The following is a 16122-nucleotide window of genomic DNA, read 5'->3' as shown; positions in this document are numbered from 1 at the left end:
TATCAGGGTTTACTCTCGGATTATCCTAACCGTATACGTTTTTATCGCCCCATTCGGGGCCACCACTACTATAGGAATGACGTTCTCGCCAACCTTTAGATTAAACGTTCGCGGAATCTTTCCGATTAGTGGGTTTCCGTACACCATCATCAGGGCACCTTCATCCGCAGATCTTGCCGTTATCTCTATTCTGGCCGTTTCGTTACTTACTTCGACGGAATATTCGGTCACGGCCGGATTAAATAATGGTTGGATCGTTCCGCTCACACTCAAAAGACTTAGATCACCATCCCCTTGCAATTCGCTCTGATAAACGCCAATATCATCGAGATAAAGCGACGTATCAGAAGGAATGTTGTCGACAATGACAACAAATTGCACAAATTTGATTTCCTTTCCTTGAAAGGAAGGGGGAACCTCTTCCAAATAGTTGATGCTAGCCCACTGCCCGACTGTATTGACAATTGTTTTCTGATCGCTTCGTAAACTGTATAGCGTTCGTTTCTCAGCATCCATCATATTGATGGCCCATTGAACAGATCCGCTACCCATAGTTCCTGGAGGCGTATAATAGTATACATTGGAAGCAATCAACCCCGGACGAACCGGAATAATTTGTGCGGGTCCGCCACGATGCAGATTGTTGATTTGAAGGCTTGCATTCCCTGTGCGCGCAACTCCTTCAACCCGTTTAATCGTTCCCGTCGATTCAGTCCAGAACAACCAGGGCGGGGCATCCCCGTTCCCTTCTTCGAAGGAGGAATTCGCAACCAGCGTGGCAGGCGCAGCACTAACTTGCTGCAGCAAGCCGGCGAAGTGCCGCATATTAGGTGAAGCTGCTTCCTGTTCAAGTATACGAACCTTTTCGCGGACCGATCCGTCATTCGGCTCACTTTGTTTCAGGTAGTCAGTTAAATTCCAGAAATCATGACTGTTCCATCCCGACCATTGAGGAGGCGCAAACGGAAGCATCAGAATCGGATCCGATTTAAGGGAATCGAGTATCTCGTTACGCCTTACCGCCCACTGCAGCTTCGTGTCCAGGGTTTCCGAGATCCTGTCTAAGGCCGCTATCGCCTGCGCAGAGTCGGACGGCGGCTGACCCTGCTTCGGATAACTTAATGCGGCAGCCTCATATTGTTCAAATTCTCGCAGCAGAATCGTTATACGAGCCTTCTGCTGTTCGGTCTCAGCCTTGCTTAAGGCAGCCTCCAGACGCTGTCGGTTCTCTGCAATTTCTACCTCTGTTACGATGTTCAAATATCCGGAGTTTGCGAACTCCAAATTTATTCGGTCTTTACTAGCTTGGAACCATTGCGTTTGCTGCACGCGTCCCATCCAAAAGCTTTCCCAGTGATCGTAATAGGCTTTTAATTCAGAGGCGGCCTGAGCGCCGGCGGTACGAACATACCATTCATTGAGCAGTGCCTCTACATCCAGATTCGGATCCCACAACAATTTGGCCATAACCCACGCCTTTGGTCCCTCGCCCCAGTTCGGATACAACTCGGTGTATTGTGATGACACTTTATTTTCCATTGCAAACTGATAATATTGCGCCATTAAATGGGGGTATACACGAGGTAAAGAATAGCTCGAACCATAAGTATAGTCATACCAGCCTATGTTGGTTGCCACTTGTCCCCATCCTAAAGTTAAAGCTTGATCATCTGACGCAGTCTGAGGGTCGCTCCACGCCATACGGTCTTTTGTAATGAAGGGAACAACACTTGAATGCAGAGGAAATGATGGAGGCGTCTGGATAGGACCGTAAGCAAGCAATCCGAATCTTTTATCCGGATAGGTGTTGAGAACCTGTACCACGACTTGGTTCACCCAATCGTAATAAATATCAGACAGGTTTTTGTCAGGGTTGGTTATATCCGCCAAACAGTATCCCCCCCCGTCATTAACGCCAAGCGAAGCCGTAGTTGCAGTAGGATTAGCGGCAAAATAATTCAGAACTCCCTGGACAGCTGCATCCACAGTGCCTTTGACAGAGAAACAAGGCTGCCATCCTGTTGTCACACCGGCAGGCGGTATATACGGTACGCCGTTTCGAGTCGGATAAAATTCCGGATTAGATGTACCGTATAAAGAAGTCGGAAAATAACTGTATAAAGCATGTGAGAATGTTATAGAGTAGTGTGTATTATTCCGTTCGGCCCACTCGACTTGAACTGGAAAACGGATATTGGCGCCCGGAAGTATGGGGCTTATCATTCGGTCACTAAACGCCGGTTCCTTCACGATCTCCTGAATTGGTACGCTAACATCCGTATGAATGGGCACATCTTCTCCGCTCTCCCCAGGCAGTATCCAACGAACACCGATATACCTTTCAAGCCATTCATTCACAGCGAATATCGTCCCCCAAGAGTTGGTTCCGATCAACATGATACGATCCGAATTGGGTCGAATAATGAAACCGTCATCCTTTAACCCTAGCAGATCCGCGGACAGGGTAGAGTCTTGTATAAGAGCGCTTTCACCAACGTAAATATGAACGAATCCAGATAACAATGGACCCGCATTGTTCAGCTGTTCTTCGGTCATGATGGCCAATTCTGCCCCAGTCGACTTTTTTACATATTCGACTAAAACGCTTGCTGCTTTACTCGTTTGGCTGTTAGCATTTTCATGGACCACCACTACGGCATTGGCTTGCCCGTTAATGACGATCTGATGAGAAGTCGACTCGTTGACCGTAGCCGCATAAATTGATATAACACCCCAAGTTGTTATTACCATAGTCGCTAATAGACTGCACAGCAACAAAAACAATTTCTTACTAAATTGTCTCATTTGATCACACTCCGCAACATTATCATTCATTAAATAGGGCCGATGTTACGAATCCATATTTCCCTAACGGCGGCCTTTAAGCAACAATCAGTAAAATTTCACGTCTATCCTTTGACTGAACCTAGTGTCGCTCCCTCAATAATCCAACGTTGGAAGAACATATACATGAGAATCGCGGGTATCATTGCGATCATAACGCCTGCAAACAATGTCACCCAGTCTGATGTATATTGCATCATTTGATTGGCTTGGTACATATTGACTCCAATCGTATACTTCTTCGGATCACTTAGATAAATGAACGGCCCAAGAAAATTGTTGTATAAGCCCAAAAATTTAAAAATAGCCACAGTTACGATACCAGGTACGGACAACGGAACTATGATACGCCAAAACACTTGGAACAAGGACGCGCCATCCATGAAGGCGCTCTCCTCTAACTCCTTAGGCAGCGATTGCATAAACCCGCCGAGAAACATAAGGAAAAACACTCTTTCCCCAAAGCTGTCCAAAATGATTAATCCCGTTAAACTGTTCGTCAGCCCTAGATCCCGCATCAGCACGTACTGAGGAATCAAAGCGTTGATGCCTGGCAAAAACAACGACAGCATAATGCAGCCCCAAATCAGCTTCCGCCCCTTAAATTTCATTCGGGTAAGAGCATAAGCGTTGATCGTTGTCAGAAAAAGACCCAGAATCAGGCTGACCCCGACATAATACAACGTGTTCAGCATCGCATCGTCTATTTTAAGCTTGAACCAAGCGTTTTTATAATTGATCCATTTCCAAACTTCAGGCAGCGCCCAGACATGAGGTCCACTCATGAAGTCTGCCAAAAGTTTTGAACGTGATTGGGTTCCCGTCAGTCAGATCCTTCGTGTTCGTAAAATCCATGTAATTGCTGCCAAACAGATAGCCGAGAAGCCCCGCAGGCATTGATGTTTCCACTTCGTAGTCGATTCCGCTGGACAGATCATTTCGCTGAACATGGCTATCCTTTATTGTTCCCGCAACTGCGTATCTGTAGGATGCCAGCAGGTTGTAACCGAACCGGATTGTCGGGAAGTTATTGGCGTCCTTGAGCAGTGAATTGTTCTGGATTTTCCAGCCGCTTACGGAGCCAAGCTCGATCCCTGCCTTGTAAGCGGTCTCACTCCCGTAGCAGCTTAGAAAATTGCCTTCAACTTCAAGACCGAAAACATATGCGGCCATGCCCGCAGAGATCGGCAAGGCGCATCGCTCGAAGTAATTGCCGACGATTCGAATCCCGTGACAATTGCCAACCTCATTGATGTATTCGGCATCTTGAGTTGTCAAGCCGCCGATGCGGTAACACGCAAGGCCAACAACCTCGTGCTCTCCGCCTTGAATTGTGATGGACTGACTTTTGGGTCTATTGCGCCGCCTATGGAAGAGCCTGCAATGTAATTGCTCCCTTTAAAGTCGATCGCGTTGCAATTGTCATAAAGCTGTATCACCCACCCTGCGTAATTGCTGGCGCCGATAAAGTTGTTGTCAAAAGTTCCCCGATAAGAGTAACGCAACGGAATGGTTGGGGCATAACTGGAGCGCAAGCAGCATTCCCGATAAGTAAAATTGTTGGCGTAATGGTGAATGATCGCTGGTGTGTGATCTCCGATGACGTGCATTCGATAAAATGTCAGGCCGCGCCGCTGCTGTGAGGATGCAAGGCATGGACGGATATGACGTGCCTGTCGCAGCGTAATGAATGGCGTTACACCGGGATCACCTTTAATACCCTTGGTTGCGTCGGCAGACAAATTCCAATCTTGCCATTTGCACTCTCCCTCCAGCTGGTGGAGAGGACGTACAATTACAGACCGTGAAACGCGCCATTGAACCGGAGCCTCCAGGAAAAATACATTCAAAGACAAATCGATTGCACCCTGAATTGCCGGGTAATCGTCTGTAACCCCATCGCCTACGGCACCAAACCAAGCAATGTTTACCTTCGTGTTAAAGGCGGCAGCTTGTCCGTATTGACGTATCCACGCCCCGCTCGAGCCTGACATATCGCTATTGGGAGCAATATAAATCCCGGATTGCTGGTCATTAGCCACCTGCGCAGACAAATTCCCCGAGGAAAAATAACAAGACAGCCCGTCCAGTCGTCATTACCGCTACAGCTTGCCCCTCCTGCACTCCCGTCAGCGACCTCAGTTCTGCTATGTCTGTAACGTAATTCACACATGGTAGCAAACCTGCCGCCTCTGACTGGCTCAACAGCGAAGCTCCGCTGAACGATTGAGCCGCTATCATGATCCTCGTCGCCCCAAGAGCGGTCAACACGTTTCTTCTGCTAAGCTTCCGGAGGGCAGTCCGGTCTTTGGGAACCGGAATTTGCCCTCCACGCTTCGTTACTCCCAGATTGTTGAACATTTGCAACGCCTTCTTCTCCTGTTTAGTTGTTACTTAGATTGTTGGGACAAGAATTGCTGGATAGCTTTGTCAGCCGCTTCTTCCGCCTCCCGCAGCGCGGTGTTCATATCTTTTTCACCCGTAACGACAGACACGAATGACTTGTTAAGCTCACCTTCAACGATATTCTTGAACTCTGCTCTGACAGCCGGCGCCGGAGCCGCAGGCGTTTGAGCCGTAAAAGCACGAGTATTTTTCCCCTTCCACACCCCGGCGTCTCCGAAGGAGGCTTTCGCTTTTGGATCCTTCAACGGGCTGAACACCCCATACTTCGAAGACCGATCGATCTGGACTTCACCGGAGAGCAGCGCGCTGATCGCGAGAAAAGCTGCTTCCCTATGCTTGCTCGTGGAAGAGAGGCCCAGATACACCGGATACGGTTGTGCTCCGATTCCTCGTAGGCTGCTCATTTCGGGCAGACTGACTACGTCCCAATTGAGTTGAAGCGAGGGAAGATTGAATATGCCATAAGAGTTAAAGGCGAGCAGCATTGCGGCAGTGCCTTGCTCGAACATTTTGAGTTGGGCTCCGCCAGCCATTGTTTCTCGTGTCGGGTTATAACCCGGGACAGTAAACAAGGGGACGATCGACTCAAAATAGCGCTTCCATTGATCGGTATTGATAGCCGCCTTGTCCGTTGTTTTAGGATTGACATGCCCGAGCGAATATTGGTTGATCGCCAGTCCTCCTCCTGCGGCGGCCGTTACTAATCCGCGGTAAGTTATGCCGCTATCTACCCTGGTTAACTGTCTGGCTGTGACGAGCAGATCCTCCCAAGTGACTCCATCTTTTGGATAGGGAATGCCAAATTTGTCGAATATGTCTTTATTGTAATAAAGCCCCAACCTAAGATCGTATACGGGCAGTAACGGCAATTTGCCATCAAAAGAATTATGAACCAGGTCAATATACGGCTTCTCGATCGTTGACAGATCAAATCTATGATGCTTGACCAAGTCATTCATATCCCCCACCATGTCTCTATCCTTGTAAAGAACAAAGTTGGCAAACGAACCGAAAAGGATATCAACCGGTTGTTTGGAGACTATGAATTTGTCGACGGTGTTTTCTTCCGTAGCATTAATGAATTTGAAGGAAATATGCGGGTGCTTCTTGCGCACATAAGCTGTCCATTGTGCCGCCATCTCCTCCTCCGTTCCCGACAACGGAGACAACGCGTAAAAAACGAGCTCAACAGGGTCTGCTTGCACAGGCTTGGATTGCGCATCCGATTGCGAACCCTCGTTCCGATTGTTGCATCCTGCCAACAAACCCGATAAAATCACCGTACAGATGATCATAATAACCATTTTCCGCAGAGTAACACGTCTGCTCATGGATATACCCCTCCCTTTTTCTAAATGTTATACCCCGTCATGATTCAGTATGCCTTCAGACCAAGTCCTCTCAGGTCAGCCACCGTATGATTCTTTTCCGCTTCATAAAGCCGCCAAATCACACGTAATCCTTGCAAGCTGGATGGTCCGTCGGTCATTGGACGTTTGTTGTTCATTATACATTCCATGAAGTGGCGCGTTTCATGTTGGGTTAGCTTGCCGCTGCTAGAATCTTCGTATAGCACAGTGATTTTGGAATCGGTGTCCAGATTTGATTTTTCTTCTTTTATGCTATGGTGCAAGTAGACCTTGCCATCGGTTCGTTTGTATTCGATCATGCCGTGCGTGCAATGGATGTGCAAACTCCATCCAAGGCGCGTTCCCCGGGCGCCCCAAGTTCCCATGTGGTAACCCATCGCCCCACTTGCGAACTAGATCACGGCATTGCTCGTCCCTTCTTGATCCATCCAAGGCGTCCCAAGATTTGTTCCCATGTGACATCCACTAATCGGATCGCCAAGCAGCCACATCATCAGATCAACATAGTGGCAACCGTGACTGAAAAATTGTCCGCCGCCCAGACGTTTGGCCGACAAGCCCCAATGACCTTCAGGATATTTCGTATATTGCTCCGGTTAACCCGGTATTCTTATAGCTACATGAGCTCTTCTTTGTGTTGCACTTGATTAGAAAAAGCGGTCGTAAGGAACGCCTATTTCGCTTAAGACCGGATGCGCCATATAGAGCGTTTTGGATGCACTGTCTGAAATCATACCGACAGTGAAATTGACGATCCCGGTAGTCGGCATTTGGACTATGCTCGAAGTGATTCTCCAGTTCGTATTGGATGAGTATCCCTGCGTATTCGCACCGGTACCGGTAATAAAGATCTGCGCGTTCATATTGCTTGCGGACTGCTTAACATAAATGGCAAAATACATATAGGATCCTGCCAATTCCGGATACTGCGCAAGATCGATGGCAAATCCCCATTGATCCGGCACAGCCTCGCCCGTATAGGAGTACACGTCATGACGACGGTATTGCTGCGCAGCACTTCCAAACACGCCTGGTCTGCCGAAATCGCGTATTTTGACGAAAGAGCTTAAATCCGGGCTATAGTTGCCCAGTGGAACATCGCGGAATTTTGACGTGTAGAATCCAGTAAAATCGGATAAAGGTATATTATCGACCACTAACGGCTTTACGTTCAAGTATGGCTTGTAGGCGACTGCTACATCGTTATCCCGCATGATGAGCCCTTTGAGGACTGCGCCTAGTCCTGTTTTATTCGTACCCGTCCGCAGCACGGCATAGTCCCTAACTGTTCCCGAGTGTAGGAACGTGTTCTTCTTGATTTCCAATCCGAGTTCTACCGCGTAGCCAGCTACGAAGTAATCCTCGTTCGTGACCGAAACGAAGTTATCGGAAATCGTCACATTTCGTGAAGGGTAGCTGCTTTGGATAGCCTTCGGTTCCGTAGCGGACACGTTGCCGTTCAAGATTATAGCAGCTTTGATCAGCATCGCTGGGTTAGTAAATGTAAACCCGGTATCAGAATTCCCCTCGAAATAGCAATTGTGAATTCCCAAATTGAAGCTGCCCTTCTTTACGTAAATACCGCTTATGGCATTTTTCTCAATCGTACAGCCCTGGATCCTGACTTCCAGACCTTCAAAGGCCATGTTAATTCCGATCCCGCCATTGGCGAAAATTTTCGTATTCACCACATTCAGTGCATTGAGTTGTCCGGCTGTGAAGAGCAGTCCGTCTCCGCTGTTGAAGGAAAACTCGCAAGAGTCGATGTCGTTACACCAACCGTAACCGATTCCGAGAGCGGCAATCTGTGTACCTTGAATGCAAACTCTCCGGAAGGCCGTATGCGACAGTTTAGTGGAATAAATCCCGTACTGCATCCGTTTCGGATCGTTGATTAGCCCACTCACGATTCCGAACTCCGTAAATTCGTAGCGATTGGCGACGATCGTATCGTTGAATTTAAATATCGCTTCGAGTGGATTTAACTCTGTGAATGTCGTATAGGGCTTGAAGAATGAGGTGTATACACCGTCTCCCGAGATGCGTATCGGTCTAGCGGCGGAATCAAGTATGACTGGTGCGGAGATGAGGTATTTCCCCCCTGGTACATACACACCCCTGCCCAATTGCTGCGCCACGGTAATCGTGTTCTGAACCGCTTGCGTGTCGTCTGTAACATCATCTCCCTTGGCTCCGAACCATTTGACATCCAGAGGGCCGTCTGCACTCCGTTTGAATCTGGCGCCTCCTGACGATACGACCGTGAGACCCGTGTTGTCCACCGATGTAGTGTCGGTGGAGTCGTAATAGAAACACCCTTCCTGACCCAGATCCTTAACATAATACACCGTGTTTACATCGGGAAGCAGATTGACCCGAAGCTCAGCCAGCGTTGTGACCTCAATGGAAGCGCTTGCTGCAAACGCCGTGCTAATCCTTCCATTCCATATTCCGCCTGCGGCGATTGCTGCTCCCGCCATCCCGATGGTGGAGAGCAGCTTCCTTCTGCTCATGTTTGCTTCTTCTTTGACTCCTGTCTCTTGTTCATATCTTTTCACTTGCTCGCTCATCTTTTCTCCTCCTTAATGTGGATTTCAACTACAGTCTAAATCTTTTTCCCGCAAAATGATTTGTCCGCCGTGCCAATTATTTTGCCATTTTGGGCGCTGACATTGTGTACTGCGTACGTGATGCTACTCTCTTCGTGTTGTTCTGGCTCTGACCGAGCGGGCATATTCCGTAGGTGTCATCCCTACCTGTTTCTTGAACTGCTTGGAGAAATAATGGACGCTGCTATAGCCAAGTTGCTCCGCGATTTCCGTAAAGTAAAATTCTTTCTCGCGAATCAAAATTTTGGCTCGTTCAATTTTCAGCTTTTTGTAGCACTCCATAATCCCCAAGCCTGTTTTTTCTTTGATTAAGTTTTTCAAGCTTGTTCGTCCAATGCTAAACTTGCTGCAAATATCGTCTGCAGTCAGTTCTTTCGTCAAATTGTCGTTCATGTATTCAATTACATCTGTCAATAATTCATTATTTTTCTTCTCCATTGAGACGGAAGGCGGTCTCTCATGCCGTTGTGACTTTCCCCGGCGAATTAACATAATAAACAGGGTTTCCAGGTAGTTTTTAATTAATTGCTCACAACCGAACAGAGAGTCCGATTTCCTTTGGGGGAATTTGATGTAAGGCGAATCAATCGACGGATAGAACGCCTCCAACCCTTCTTTCACCACAATCGACAAAATCATCCGCTCGTCTTCCTCTAAACGAAACGATTTACCTTCAAAAAATGTCATGCAAGACGACTGGCATTCAAATGACACAATGACCAAATTCAATGCATTTCCAGTTTTCGCTTGTCCACCATGGAATTCATTCGGCTTGTAGAAAATCATATCCCCTTGGCTTAGCTCGAAACGGTTAGAGTCGGTAGTAACCTCCACTTCACCCTTATCGACATAAACCATTTCCCAGAAATCGTGTTTCTCTCCACTCGTATAAAAGTTTTTGCCTGTTTCCATATAGTAAAACGTAATCAGACTTTCAATCGACAGCTCTTCCTTCAAGTGATAATGTACATACCTCGAATCTGCCATAGCCGATCAACCTTTCACCGCTCCAAGTGTAGCTCCTTCCATAATCCATCTTTGGAACAAGACGAACATGATTACCGATGGAACCATTGTGATGATGACTCCGGCGAATAAGGTAACCCAGTCCGAACTATATTGCATCGCCACGTTGGCATGGTACATGTTGACTCCGAGCGTATATTTCTTTTGGTCACTTAAATAAATAAACGGTGCGAGGAAATTGTTGTACAAGCTAAGAAATTTAAAAATAGCGACCGTTACAATACCAGGCATAGCGAGCGGCACAATAATTCGCGCAAATACCTGGAATAAGGAAGCGCCATCCATAAACGCGCTTTCCTCTAGCTCCTTCGGCAGTGATTGCATAAACCCACCCAGCAGCAAGAGAAAAAACACGCTTTCCCCGAAGCTGTCTAGAATGACCAGCCCGGTAAGGCTGTTCGTTAAATGAAGTTCCCGCATCAGTACATATTGAGGAATGAGTGCATTAATGCCTGGTAGGAACAGCGATAGCATGATCGTCCCCCAGATCAGTTTCCGTCCCTTGAATTCCAGACGTGTTAAGGCATACGCATTAATGGTGGTGAGGAACGTGCCGATGATCAAGCTCGCCCCAACGTAATATAGCGTGTTTAGCAAAGCGCCGCCAATGTGGAATTTCTCCCAAGCGCTTTTGTAATTGCCCCACTTCAGCACCTCTGGAAACGCCCATACATCTTGGAAAAAAGCAACGTTCGTCTTTAGCGACTGGTACAAAATCCAACCGAGGGGAAACAATATTGTCAGTAGCCAGCCAATAAGCACGAACCACCAAAAAATATCGATAATTGAGCGTCGTTCTGTCACAATCGTTCATCCTTTCGAATAATCAATACTCCACTTGCCTGTTCGGCATGTATTTATCAATCAACAGTTTGGCAGCGACCAGTATGATGAACAGGAACATGCCGATCGCGGAAGCATACCCATAGTTGTGATACTCGCTCCCGAAAGCAAGATTAAACATGTACAATCCAATGACGTCGGTTGAGCCTGATGGTCCCCCGTTGGTCAGAATCAGAACATGCTCGAAGCCTTTGAATGAACCAAGGACAAGGAACAGTCCGCTAACTCGAATAATCGGCATAATGAGCGGAATCGTAATTTGAAACAAACGCTCCATGTGATTCGCCCCGTCTAAGATTGCGGATTCGTAGAGTGATTTGGGAATCGTGGCCATCGCATTGATAAAAATAATGACATAAAACCCGACACCCCCCCAAACATAGGGCGGAACGATTGCCCATAGCGCGGTCTTGATTTCGCCCAGCCAGTAGTAATCCCCGATGTTGAAGCCGACAAGACGCAGCAATGAATTAAGCAGTCCGAAGCTACCATCATATACGAATGCCCAAAGCAGCGCGACAACAACACTGGATAATACGTTTGGGAAAAAGAAAAGCACCTTCAGGAACGAGCTGCCCTTATACGCTTTGTGTGTTAGCAAATAGGCAAGCAGCAGCGAAATCATAATGACAAGTACCGGCACAACCGTCATATAAATCAAGTTATGATATAGCGCTCGCCATACGTATTTATCCTGCAGCAAGGTCAAATAATTGTCTAGTCCGACAAACTTTGGCTCCGATAGGCCGTCCCAATTCAGCAGGGAATAATAAATGGACATTAGATTAGGATATAAGGTGAACAAGAGATAACCGCCAAACGCCGGTGTAATAGCTAGAAGCAGGAATATCCGCTTCTGCGTCTGCAGCTTACGGAGCCCTCCCTTTCTAGTTGGCAAAGGTTGCCCTGTCATACTAGTCAGCTCACTCAATGATGCGACTCCTTTCTTCTATGAAACTCAGGGAGGAAGACGCCCTCCCCCCTGACGACTTCTGTTACTTAGCAGCAGCCTGCTGTGCGGCAATCGCTTTATCGATAAGCTTCTGAGCCTCTTCCAGCTTCGGCAACGGGTCTTGCTTGCCCAAAGCAATCTGGCTCGTCGCTTCATTGATTACCTTGATAGCCTGCGCATATGACGGGTCAGTCAATGTGATGTTTCTGAAAGCACTCTCCGTCTTCACTTTATTCTTCTTCATGTACTCGACTACAGCTTTCGAGCTATCCTGGATTTTGGCAGCCCGAGCAGGGTCATCTGCAAAGTCACTACGCACCGGCAGTTGTCCGCCCTTTTCAGCAATTGCTGACTGCACATCCAAATTCCACATCCATACACTGAATTCTTTTGCCCATTTCTTGTTCAATTCAGGCTTTTCTTTCCAGATGAAGAATCCATTACCAACAGCAGCGCGAATCCACTTCGTACTGTCTGCCTTGTCACCCATCGGAACTGCCATAAAGCCCCATTTGAAATCTGTTGGTGTGGAATCTTTCATCTCGTTTTGTACCCAAGCTCCAGTGGAGACCATCGCTGCTTTGCCCTGCAACACCTGCATTTGCGATTGAGTGTGGTTTAATGCAGCCAGACCTTCTGGGAAAAATCCTTTCTTGCCCAGCTCATAGATGCGATTCCATACCTCTACACTTTCCGGACTTGTATACTCGTTTTTGAAAGTACGGAAATCGCTCTCAAACTGCTTTAAATTCCCTTTAATCTCTGCTACCTCAAACCGCTTCCATGGTCCGAACGCATGACCGATATAGTCTGGAACTAACCCAGGAATCGAGATAGGAATAATACCTTGCGCCTTGATCGTCTCGCCAAGCTTGACAAATTCATCCCATGTATTAGGGTTTTCGTTCCATTTGTATTTCTCAAACATGTTTTTGTTGTAGAACAACCCTACTGTCGTTCCTGCAACAGGCAAAGCATACGTCTTCCCAAGGATTCGAGGAGCCCCTTCGAATTGACCCGCTATGGAGACCTCTTTGATCGTCTTGCCTTTGGCATCGTAGGCTTTGTGATCCCACAAATCCTCCTGCGATTCTACCTTGCCGCTTTGGACAAGCGGGATCAGCGCAGCATTCCCTCCGCTCAATACTGGCGAAAAAATGTCGAACATATCTTCATCGTTATTGGCGGAAATTTTGGTGCCGATAATGTCAGCAATCTTAGGCGAATAGACTACTTCGAAGCTAACGTTCGGAAATTTCTTCTTAAAGGTATCCATCGCGTAGTCGAACCATACCCGACCCATGCCCCCTTCAAAAAATCCGACCTTCAAATTGACTTTCTCATTCTTAGGCAGCCCATTCTCCGCATACACATTGGAGTCTCCCGACGGACTAGCTGAACCCGTTGGGCTTGGCCCTGCATTTTTGCCATCGTCCTTGCTTGCACATGCTAACAAGGATAATGAAAGCATCAGACAAACTACCAGTACTGCAACCGACTTCATACTCGTTTTCAAAATTTAACCCTCCTATAGTGTAGTATTCCTCGGCATCCCTAGTAAGAATACCGATTCGTTCAGTAACGTAACACGTCTAGAGATCACCCGTAAATCATCGATATTATCACAGTGTAGACAAAAAAGCAGAACAGTCTAAATATGAAAAGCCTGAATCACTCGTCAACGCTTGCCGCCGTTGATCAACTGCTTCAGGCCGATCATCGTCCATAGACGATTTTTTTACTTCATGTACAATTTTCAATTACTCACGTCATATCCTTGCGGTAATTGCCCGGTGTACTGCCCGTCAGCTTCTTAAATACGCGGATAAACGTTAACGGATGCGTATATCCGACAGCGGTCGCGATTTCATTGATCGTGGACGTCGTTTCTTTTAAAAGTCCGATCGCTTTTTCTATCCTGACCTGTGCCACGTAATCGTTAAACTTCTCCCCGTACTCATCCTTGAACAAGCGGCTTACATAACTGGCATTCACACCGAACGCGTCACTCAGATGCGCCAAAGACAATTCAGAATTCGCATAATTCTCGCCTATATACTTCTTGACCTGATGAATCAACCGGTGGTGATTGCGACCCTCGCGAACCTGCTGCATTTGTGCCGCAGCTTCGAGCAGCACCTGATAGAAATCGGTAAAAATCTCGTCCGCGCTTTCTATTCGCTCTGCAATCCGATGCAACCGTTCCTCAACGCCCTTATTCCAAATATCCTGAAATTCCGGCGGCAGCTCCATGACTTCCTTATGGAGATGGTCGATTAAGTTTGTCAACAGGTAGATCAGCTCATCATGAGAAAACAATTGGATTCGCACCGTACTGCGCAGATCATGGAAGTGCTTCTCCCATTCCTTGTCACCCGCTCGGAAATACTGGCATATAGCTCGTATGTTAGAAAGCTGTTTGAACATTTCCCCTTGCGGCAGCGAGGTCAAGTCGTTCGGACCGATCAGCCGGTTTGTTCCGAGAGACGACTTGTATGCGAGCGCTTCAACGGCGCTTTGATATGATTGCGTAATCTGCTCGGGCTTCTCTTGAAAGGTGCCGATGCCGATTGTAACGGTAAAGGTCAAGTTTTGCTCCACCCAAGCCCGCCATTTCTCGCAAAAAATGCTCACCTCCCAACCTGTGGTCACAGCGTAGGCATCCAGCATATACACCACTGCCAGCCGTTCATCATCGACCCACTCCGCCCAGACTTGAACGGGATCACTATCGGCTAGCTCCTGGTTCACGGTGCTCAGCACATGCTTGAGCAAAAATTGATCCCAGCGGCTATATTGACTCGCAAACTCGGTGAATCGATCCATTTCGACAAGAACGACAGTATACCCCCCTTGTGAACCATTCCATCCAAGCTGGTCGAATTCGCTTATCCAGTTATCGGCTAGAGCGATGGAAGAGCCTTCGAGCATCTCCAGAAAAACATGCCGTCTGCGATAGGCGAGGTTTTCTTTATTTTGTTCCTGAAGGATAGACGACTGATTAAGCAAATCCTCTATGGCAGTTTCAATGTATTTGAACTCATCCGCGCTCTCTTCGAGCTTTAAATGTTGTCTCTTCTGCTTTGCGTAATCCTCAATTCGATCGGCGATGTTGCGGATCGGTGTATAGTTGCGGCGCGTCACATAGACAAACCAGACGATCCCGGCCACAATAACGAGACAGCCAAATGAAATCCACACATAGAACAAGGAGGAGACCCACTCCACGATATTCGCCCGATAAATCCCGCTGCGTACTGTCCAGCCCGTATAATTGGAACGCACACTGGATAATTCCTTGCCTGTATTCGGACTATCCGCGTCGTAGCTTGAAGCGCCGTTTGGAGCTTTTGAGGCGATCAGTTTCTCGTTCGAATCAATAAGCTCGACAAAGTTCAGTTTAGAATCGGACATTTTGCGAATTAATTCACCCAGGCTGTCCGTTCTGACGTTGACGACAATCAAGCTTCTGTCGGAAAGGTTAGTAAATTTCACAAGACTAATCACATTCACCGCCAGTCCGTCTGGCCGCTCGCGGTATGGTCTTGTAGTCACCCAATAGTGGGGAGTCAGACTTGTAATCTGTCTTCCGATAAACTCTTTATCCCCGAAACTGTCGATTCCGATAAAGGCTGTCGTAGTCAGTACCATCTGACCGCTAACCCGGTACAAATAAATCGAATCAATAAACCGATTGTCATTCAATATTTTCCTTAAAGCCGCAGCCGTCTGGTAGTCGGCATACCGATTATCATCCGGGCGGTCGGGCTGAAAAAACGTTCTCATCTCGTTATTATCCAGAATTTCACGTATCATCATGTCGTCGATACCTTTCAGCGCATCATCGATCGTCTGCATGATATTTTGCGAAAGCAGATCGTTCGCCCGAACGGCAGATCGTTTGGACATTTCGCTTAGCATCAAATACATAATGAGCAGCAGACTTAGACTGACTACGAACAAGACGGGCAAGTAAGACAAGAGCAGCCGATTAAACCAATTTTTCCGCATGAGACTCCTCCGCAATCGCCAAATATATTACAACTGTACCAACCGCAATCGAGCCCGGCAA

The 16122-nt window shown here is 47.4% G+C and carries 13 protein-coding genes and 1 pseudogene; all 14 read right to left on the bottom strand.

The window, feature by feature from the left end; genetic code table 11:
* Positions 1 to 9: 9 nt before the first annotated feature.
* Positions 10 to 2805 (bottom strand): DUF4838 domain-containing protein, encoded by a 2796-nt coding sequence (locus AC58QD_RS15395; protein ID WP_497334695.1) that lies wholly within the window; start codon positions 2803 to 2805, stop codon positions 10 to 12.
* Between the two features lie 104 nt (positions 2806 to 2909).
* Positions 2910 to 3629, bottom strand: coding sequence for a carbohydrate ABC transporter permease (locus AC58QD_RS15390; protein WP_497334694.1), 720 nt, complete (start codon positions 3627 to 3629; stop codon positions 2910 to 2912).
* A complete protein-coding gene (locus AC58QD_RS15385; protein WP_497334692.1) occupies positions 3598 to 4122 on the bottom strand; it encodes a hypothetical protein in 525 nt (174 codons plus the stop codon). Before AC58QD_RS15385 ends, AC58QD_RS15390 begins: the two co-directional genes overlap by 32 nt.
* On the bottom strand, positions 4119 to 4886 hold the full coding sequence (locus AC58QD_RS15380) for a hypothetical protein (RefSeq protein ID WP_497334690.1): 768 nt from the start codon (positions 4884 to 4886) through the stop codon (positions 4119 to 4121). Before AC58QD_RS15380 ends, AC58QD_RS15385 begins: the two co-directional genes overlap by 4 nt.
* Entirely contained in the window at positions 4879 to 5211 is a 333-nt protein-coding gene (locus tag AC58QD_RS15375; protein WP_497334688.1) for a hypothetical protein, read from the bottom strand. The genes AC58QD_RS15380 and AC58QD_RS15375 overlap by 8 nt, the downstream gene beginning before the upstream one ends.
* Positions 5212 to 5234: 23 nt before the next feature.
* Positions 5235 to 6581 carry an ABC transporter substrate-binding protein gene (locus tag AC58QD_RS15370; protein ID WP_497334686.1) on the bottom strand — a complete coding sequence of 449 codons (1347 nt, stop codon included), beginning with the start codon at positions 6579 to 6581 and terminating at the stop codon, positions 5235 to 5237.
* A 44-nt stretch (positions 6582 to 6625) separates the two neighbouring features.
* Entirely contained in the window at positions 6626 to 6985 is a 360-nt protein-coding gene (locus tag AC58QD_RS15365; RefSeq protein WP_497334684.1) for a hypothetical protein, read from the bottom strand.
* Between the two features lie 27 nt (positions 6986 to 7012).
* Positions 7013 to 7180: pseudogene (locus AC58QD_RS15360) on the bottom strand (Gfo/Idh/MocA family protein); the annotation flags it as partial.
* Positions 7181 to 7267: 87 nt separating this feature from the next.
* The gene (locus AC58QD_RS15355; protein WP_497334682.1) at positions 7268 to 9190 is read right to left on the bottom strand and encodes a glycosyl hydrolase family 28-related protein; all 1923 of its coding nucleotides are present in this window, start codon (positions 9188 to 9190) and stop codon (positions 7268 to 7270) included.
* Positions 9191 to 9313: 123 nt separating this feature from the next.
* Positions 9314 to 10216 (bottom strand): AraC family transcriptional regulator, encoded by a 903-nt coding sequence (locus tag AC58QD_RS15350; RefSeq protein ID WP_497334680.1) that lies wholly within the window; start codon positions 10214 to 10216, stop codon positions 9314 to 9316.
* Positions 10217 to 10222: 6 nt separating this feature from the next.
* Positions 10223 to 11059 (bottom strand): carbohydrate ABC transporter permease, encoded by an 837-nt coding sequence (locus tag AC58QD_RS15345; RefSeq protein WP_497334678.1) that lies wholly within the window; start codon positions 11057 to 11059, stop codon positions 10223 to 10225.
* Positions 11060 to 11081: 22 nt separating this feature from the next.
* Positions 11082 to 12029 carry a carbohydrate ABC transporter permease gene (locus AC58QD_RS15340; RefSeq protein WP_497334676.1) on the bottom strand — a complete coding sequence of 316 codons (948 nt, stop codon included), beginning with the start codon at positions 12027 to 12029 and terminating at the stop codon, positions 11082 to 11084.
* Positions 12030 to 12093: 64 nt separating this feature from the next.
* Positions 12094 to 13566 (bottom strand): ABC transporter substrate-binding protein, encoded by a 1473-nt coding sequence (locus tag AC58QD_RS15335; protein WP_497334674.1) that lies wholly within the window; start codon positions 13564 to 13566, stop codon positions 12094 to 12096.
* A gap of 248 nt (positions 13567 to 13814) precedes the next feature.
* Positions 13815 to 16061, bottom strand: coding sequence for a helix-turn-helix domain-containing protein (locus AC58QD_RS15330; protein ID WP_497334672.1), 2247 nt, complete (start codon positions 16059 to 16061; stop codon positions 13815 to 13817).
* Between the last annotated feature and the right edge of the window lie 61 nt (positions 16062 to 16122).

The organism is Paenibacillus sp. J2R1T-4 (assembly GCF_059692235.1).
The sequence above is the reverse complement of the archived record's forward strand: the minus strand, read 5'-3'. Positions and strand labels throughout refer to the sequence as shown.

Coding starts and splice junctions, on each gene's coding strand:
- AC58QD_RS15395 (WP_497334695.1), bottom strand. CDS start 2,805: ATGAGACAATTTAGTAAGAAATTGTTTTTGTTGCTGTGCAGTCTATTA.
- AC58QD_RS15390 (WP_497334694.1), bottom strand. CDS start 3,629: ATGAGTGGACCTCATGTCTGGGCGCTGCCTGAAGTTTGGAAATGGATC.
- AC58QD_RS15370 (WP_497334686.1), bottom strand. CDS start 6,581: ATGAGCAGACGTGTTACTCTGCGGAAAATGGTTATTATGATCATCTGT.
- AC58QD_RS15365 (WP_497334684.1), bottom strand. CDS start 6,985: ATGGGAACTTGGGGCGCCCGGGGAACGCGCCTTGGATGGAGTTTGCAC.
- AC58QD_RS15355 (WP_497334682.1), bottom strand. CDS start 9,190: ATGAGCGAGCAAGTGAAAAGATATGAACAAGAGACAGGAGTCAAAGAA.
- AC58QD_RS15350 (WP_497334680.1), bottom strand. CDS start 10,216: ATGGCAGATTCGAGGTATGTACATTATCACTTGAAGGAAGAGCTGTCG.
- AC58QD_RS15330 (WP_497334672.1), bottom strand. CDS start 16,061: ATGCGGAAAAATTGGTTTAATCGGCTGCTCTTGTCTTACTTGCCCGTC.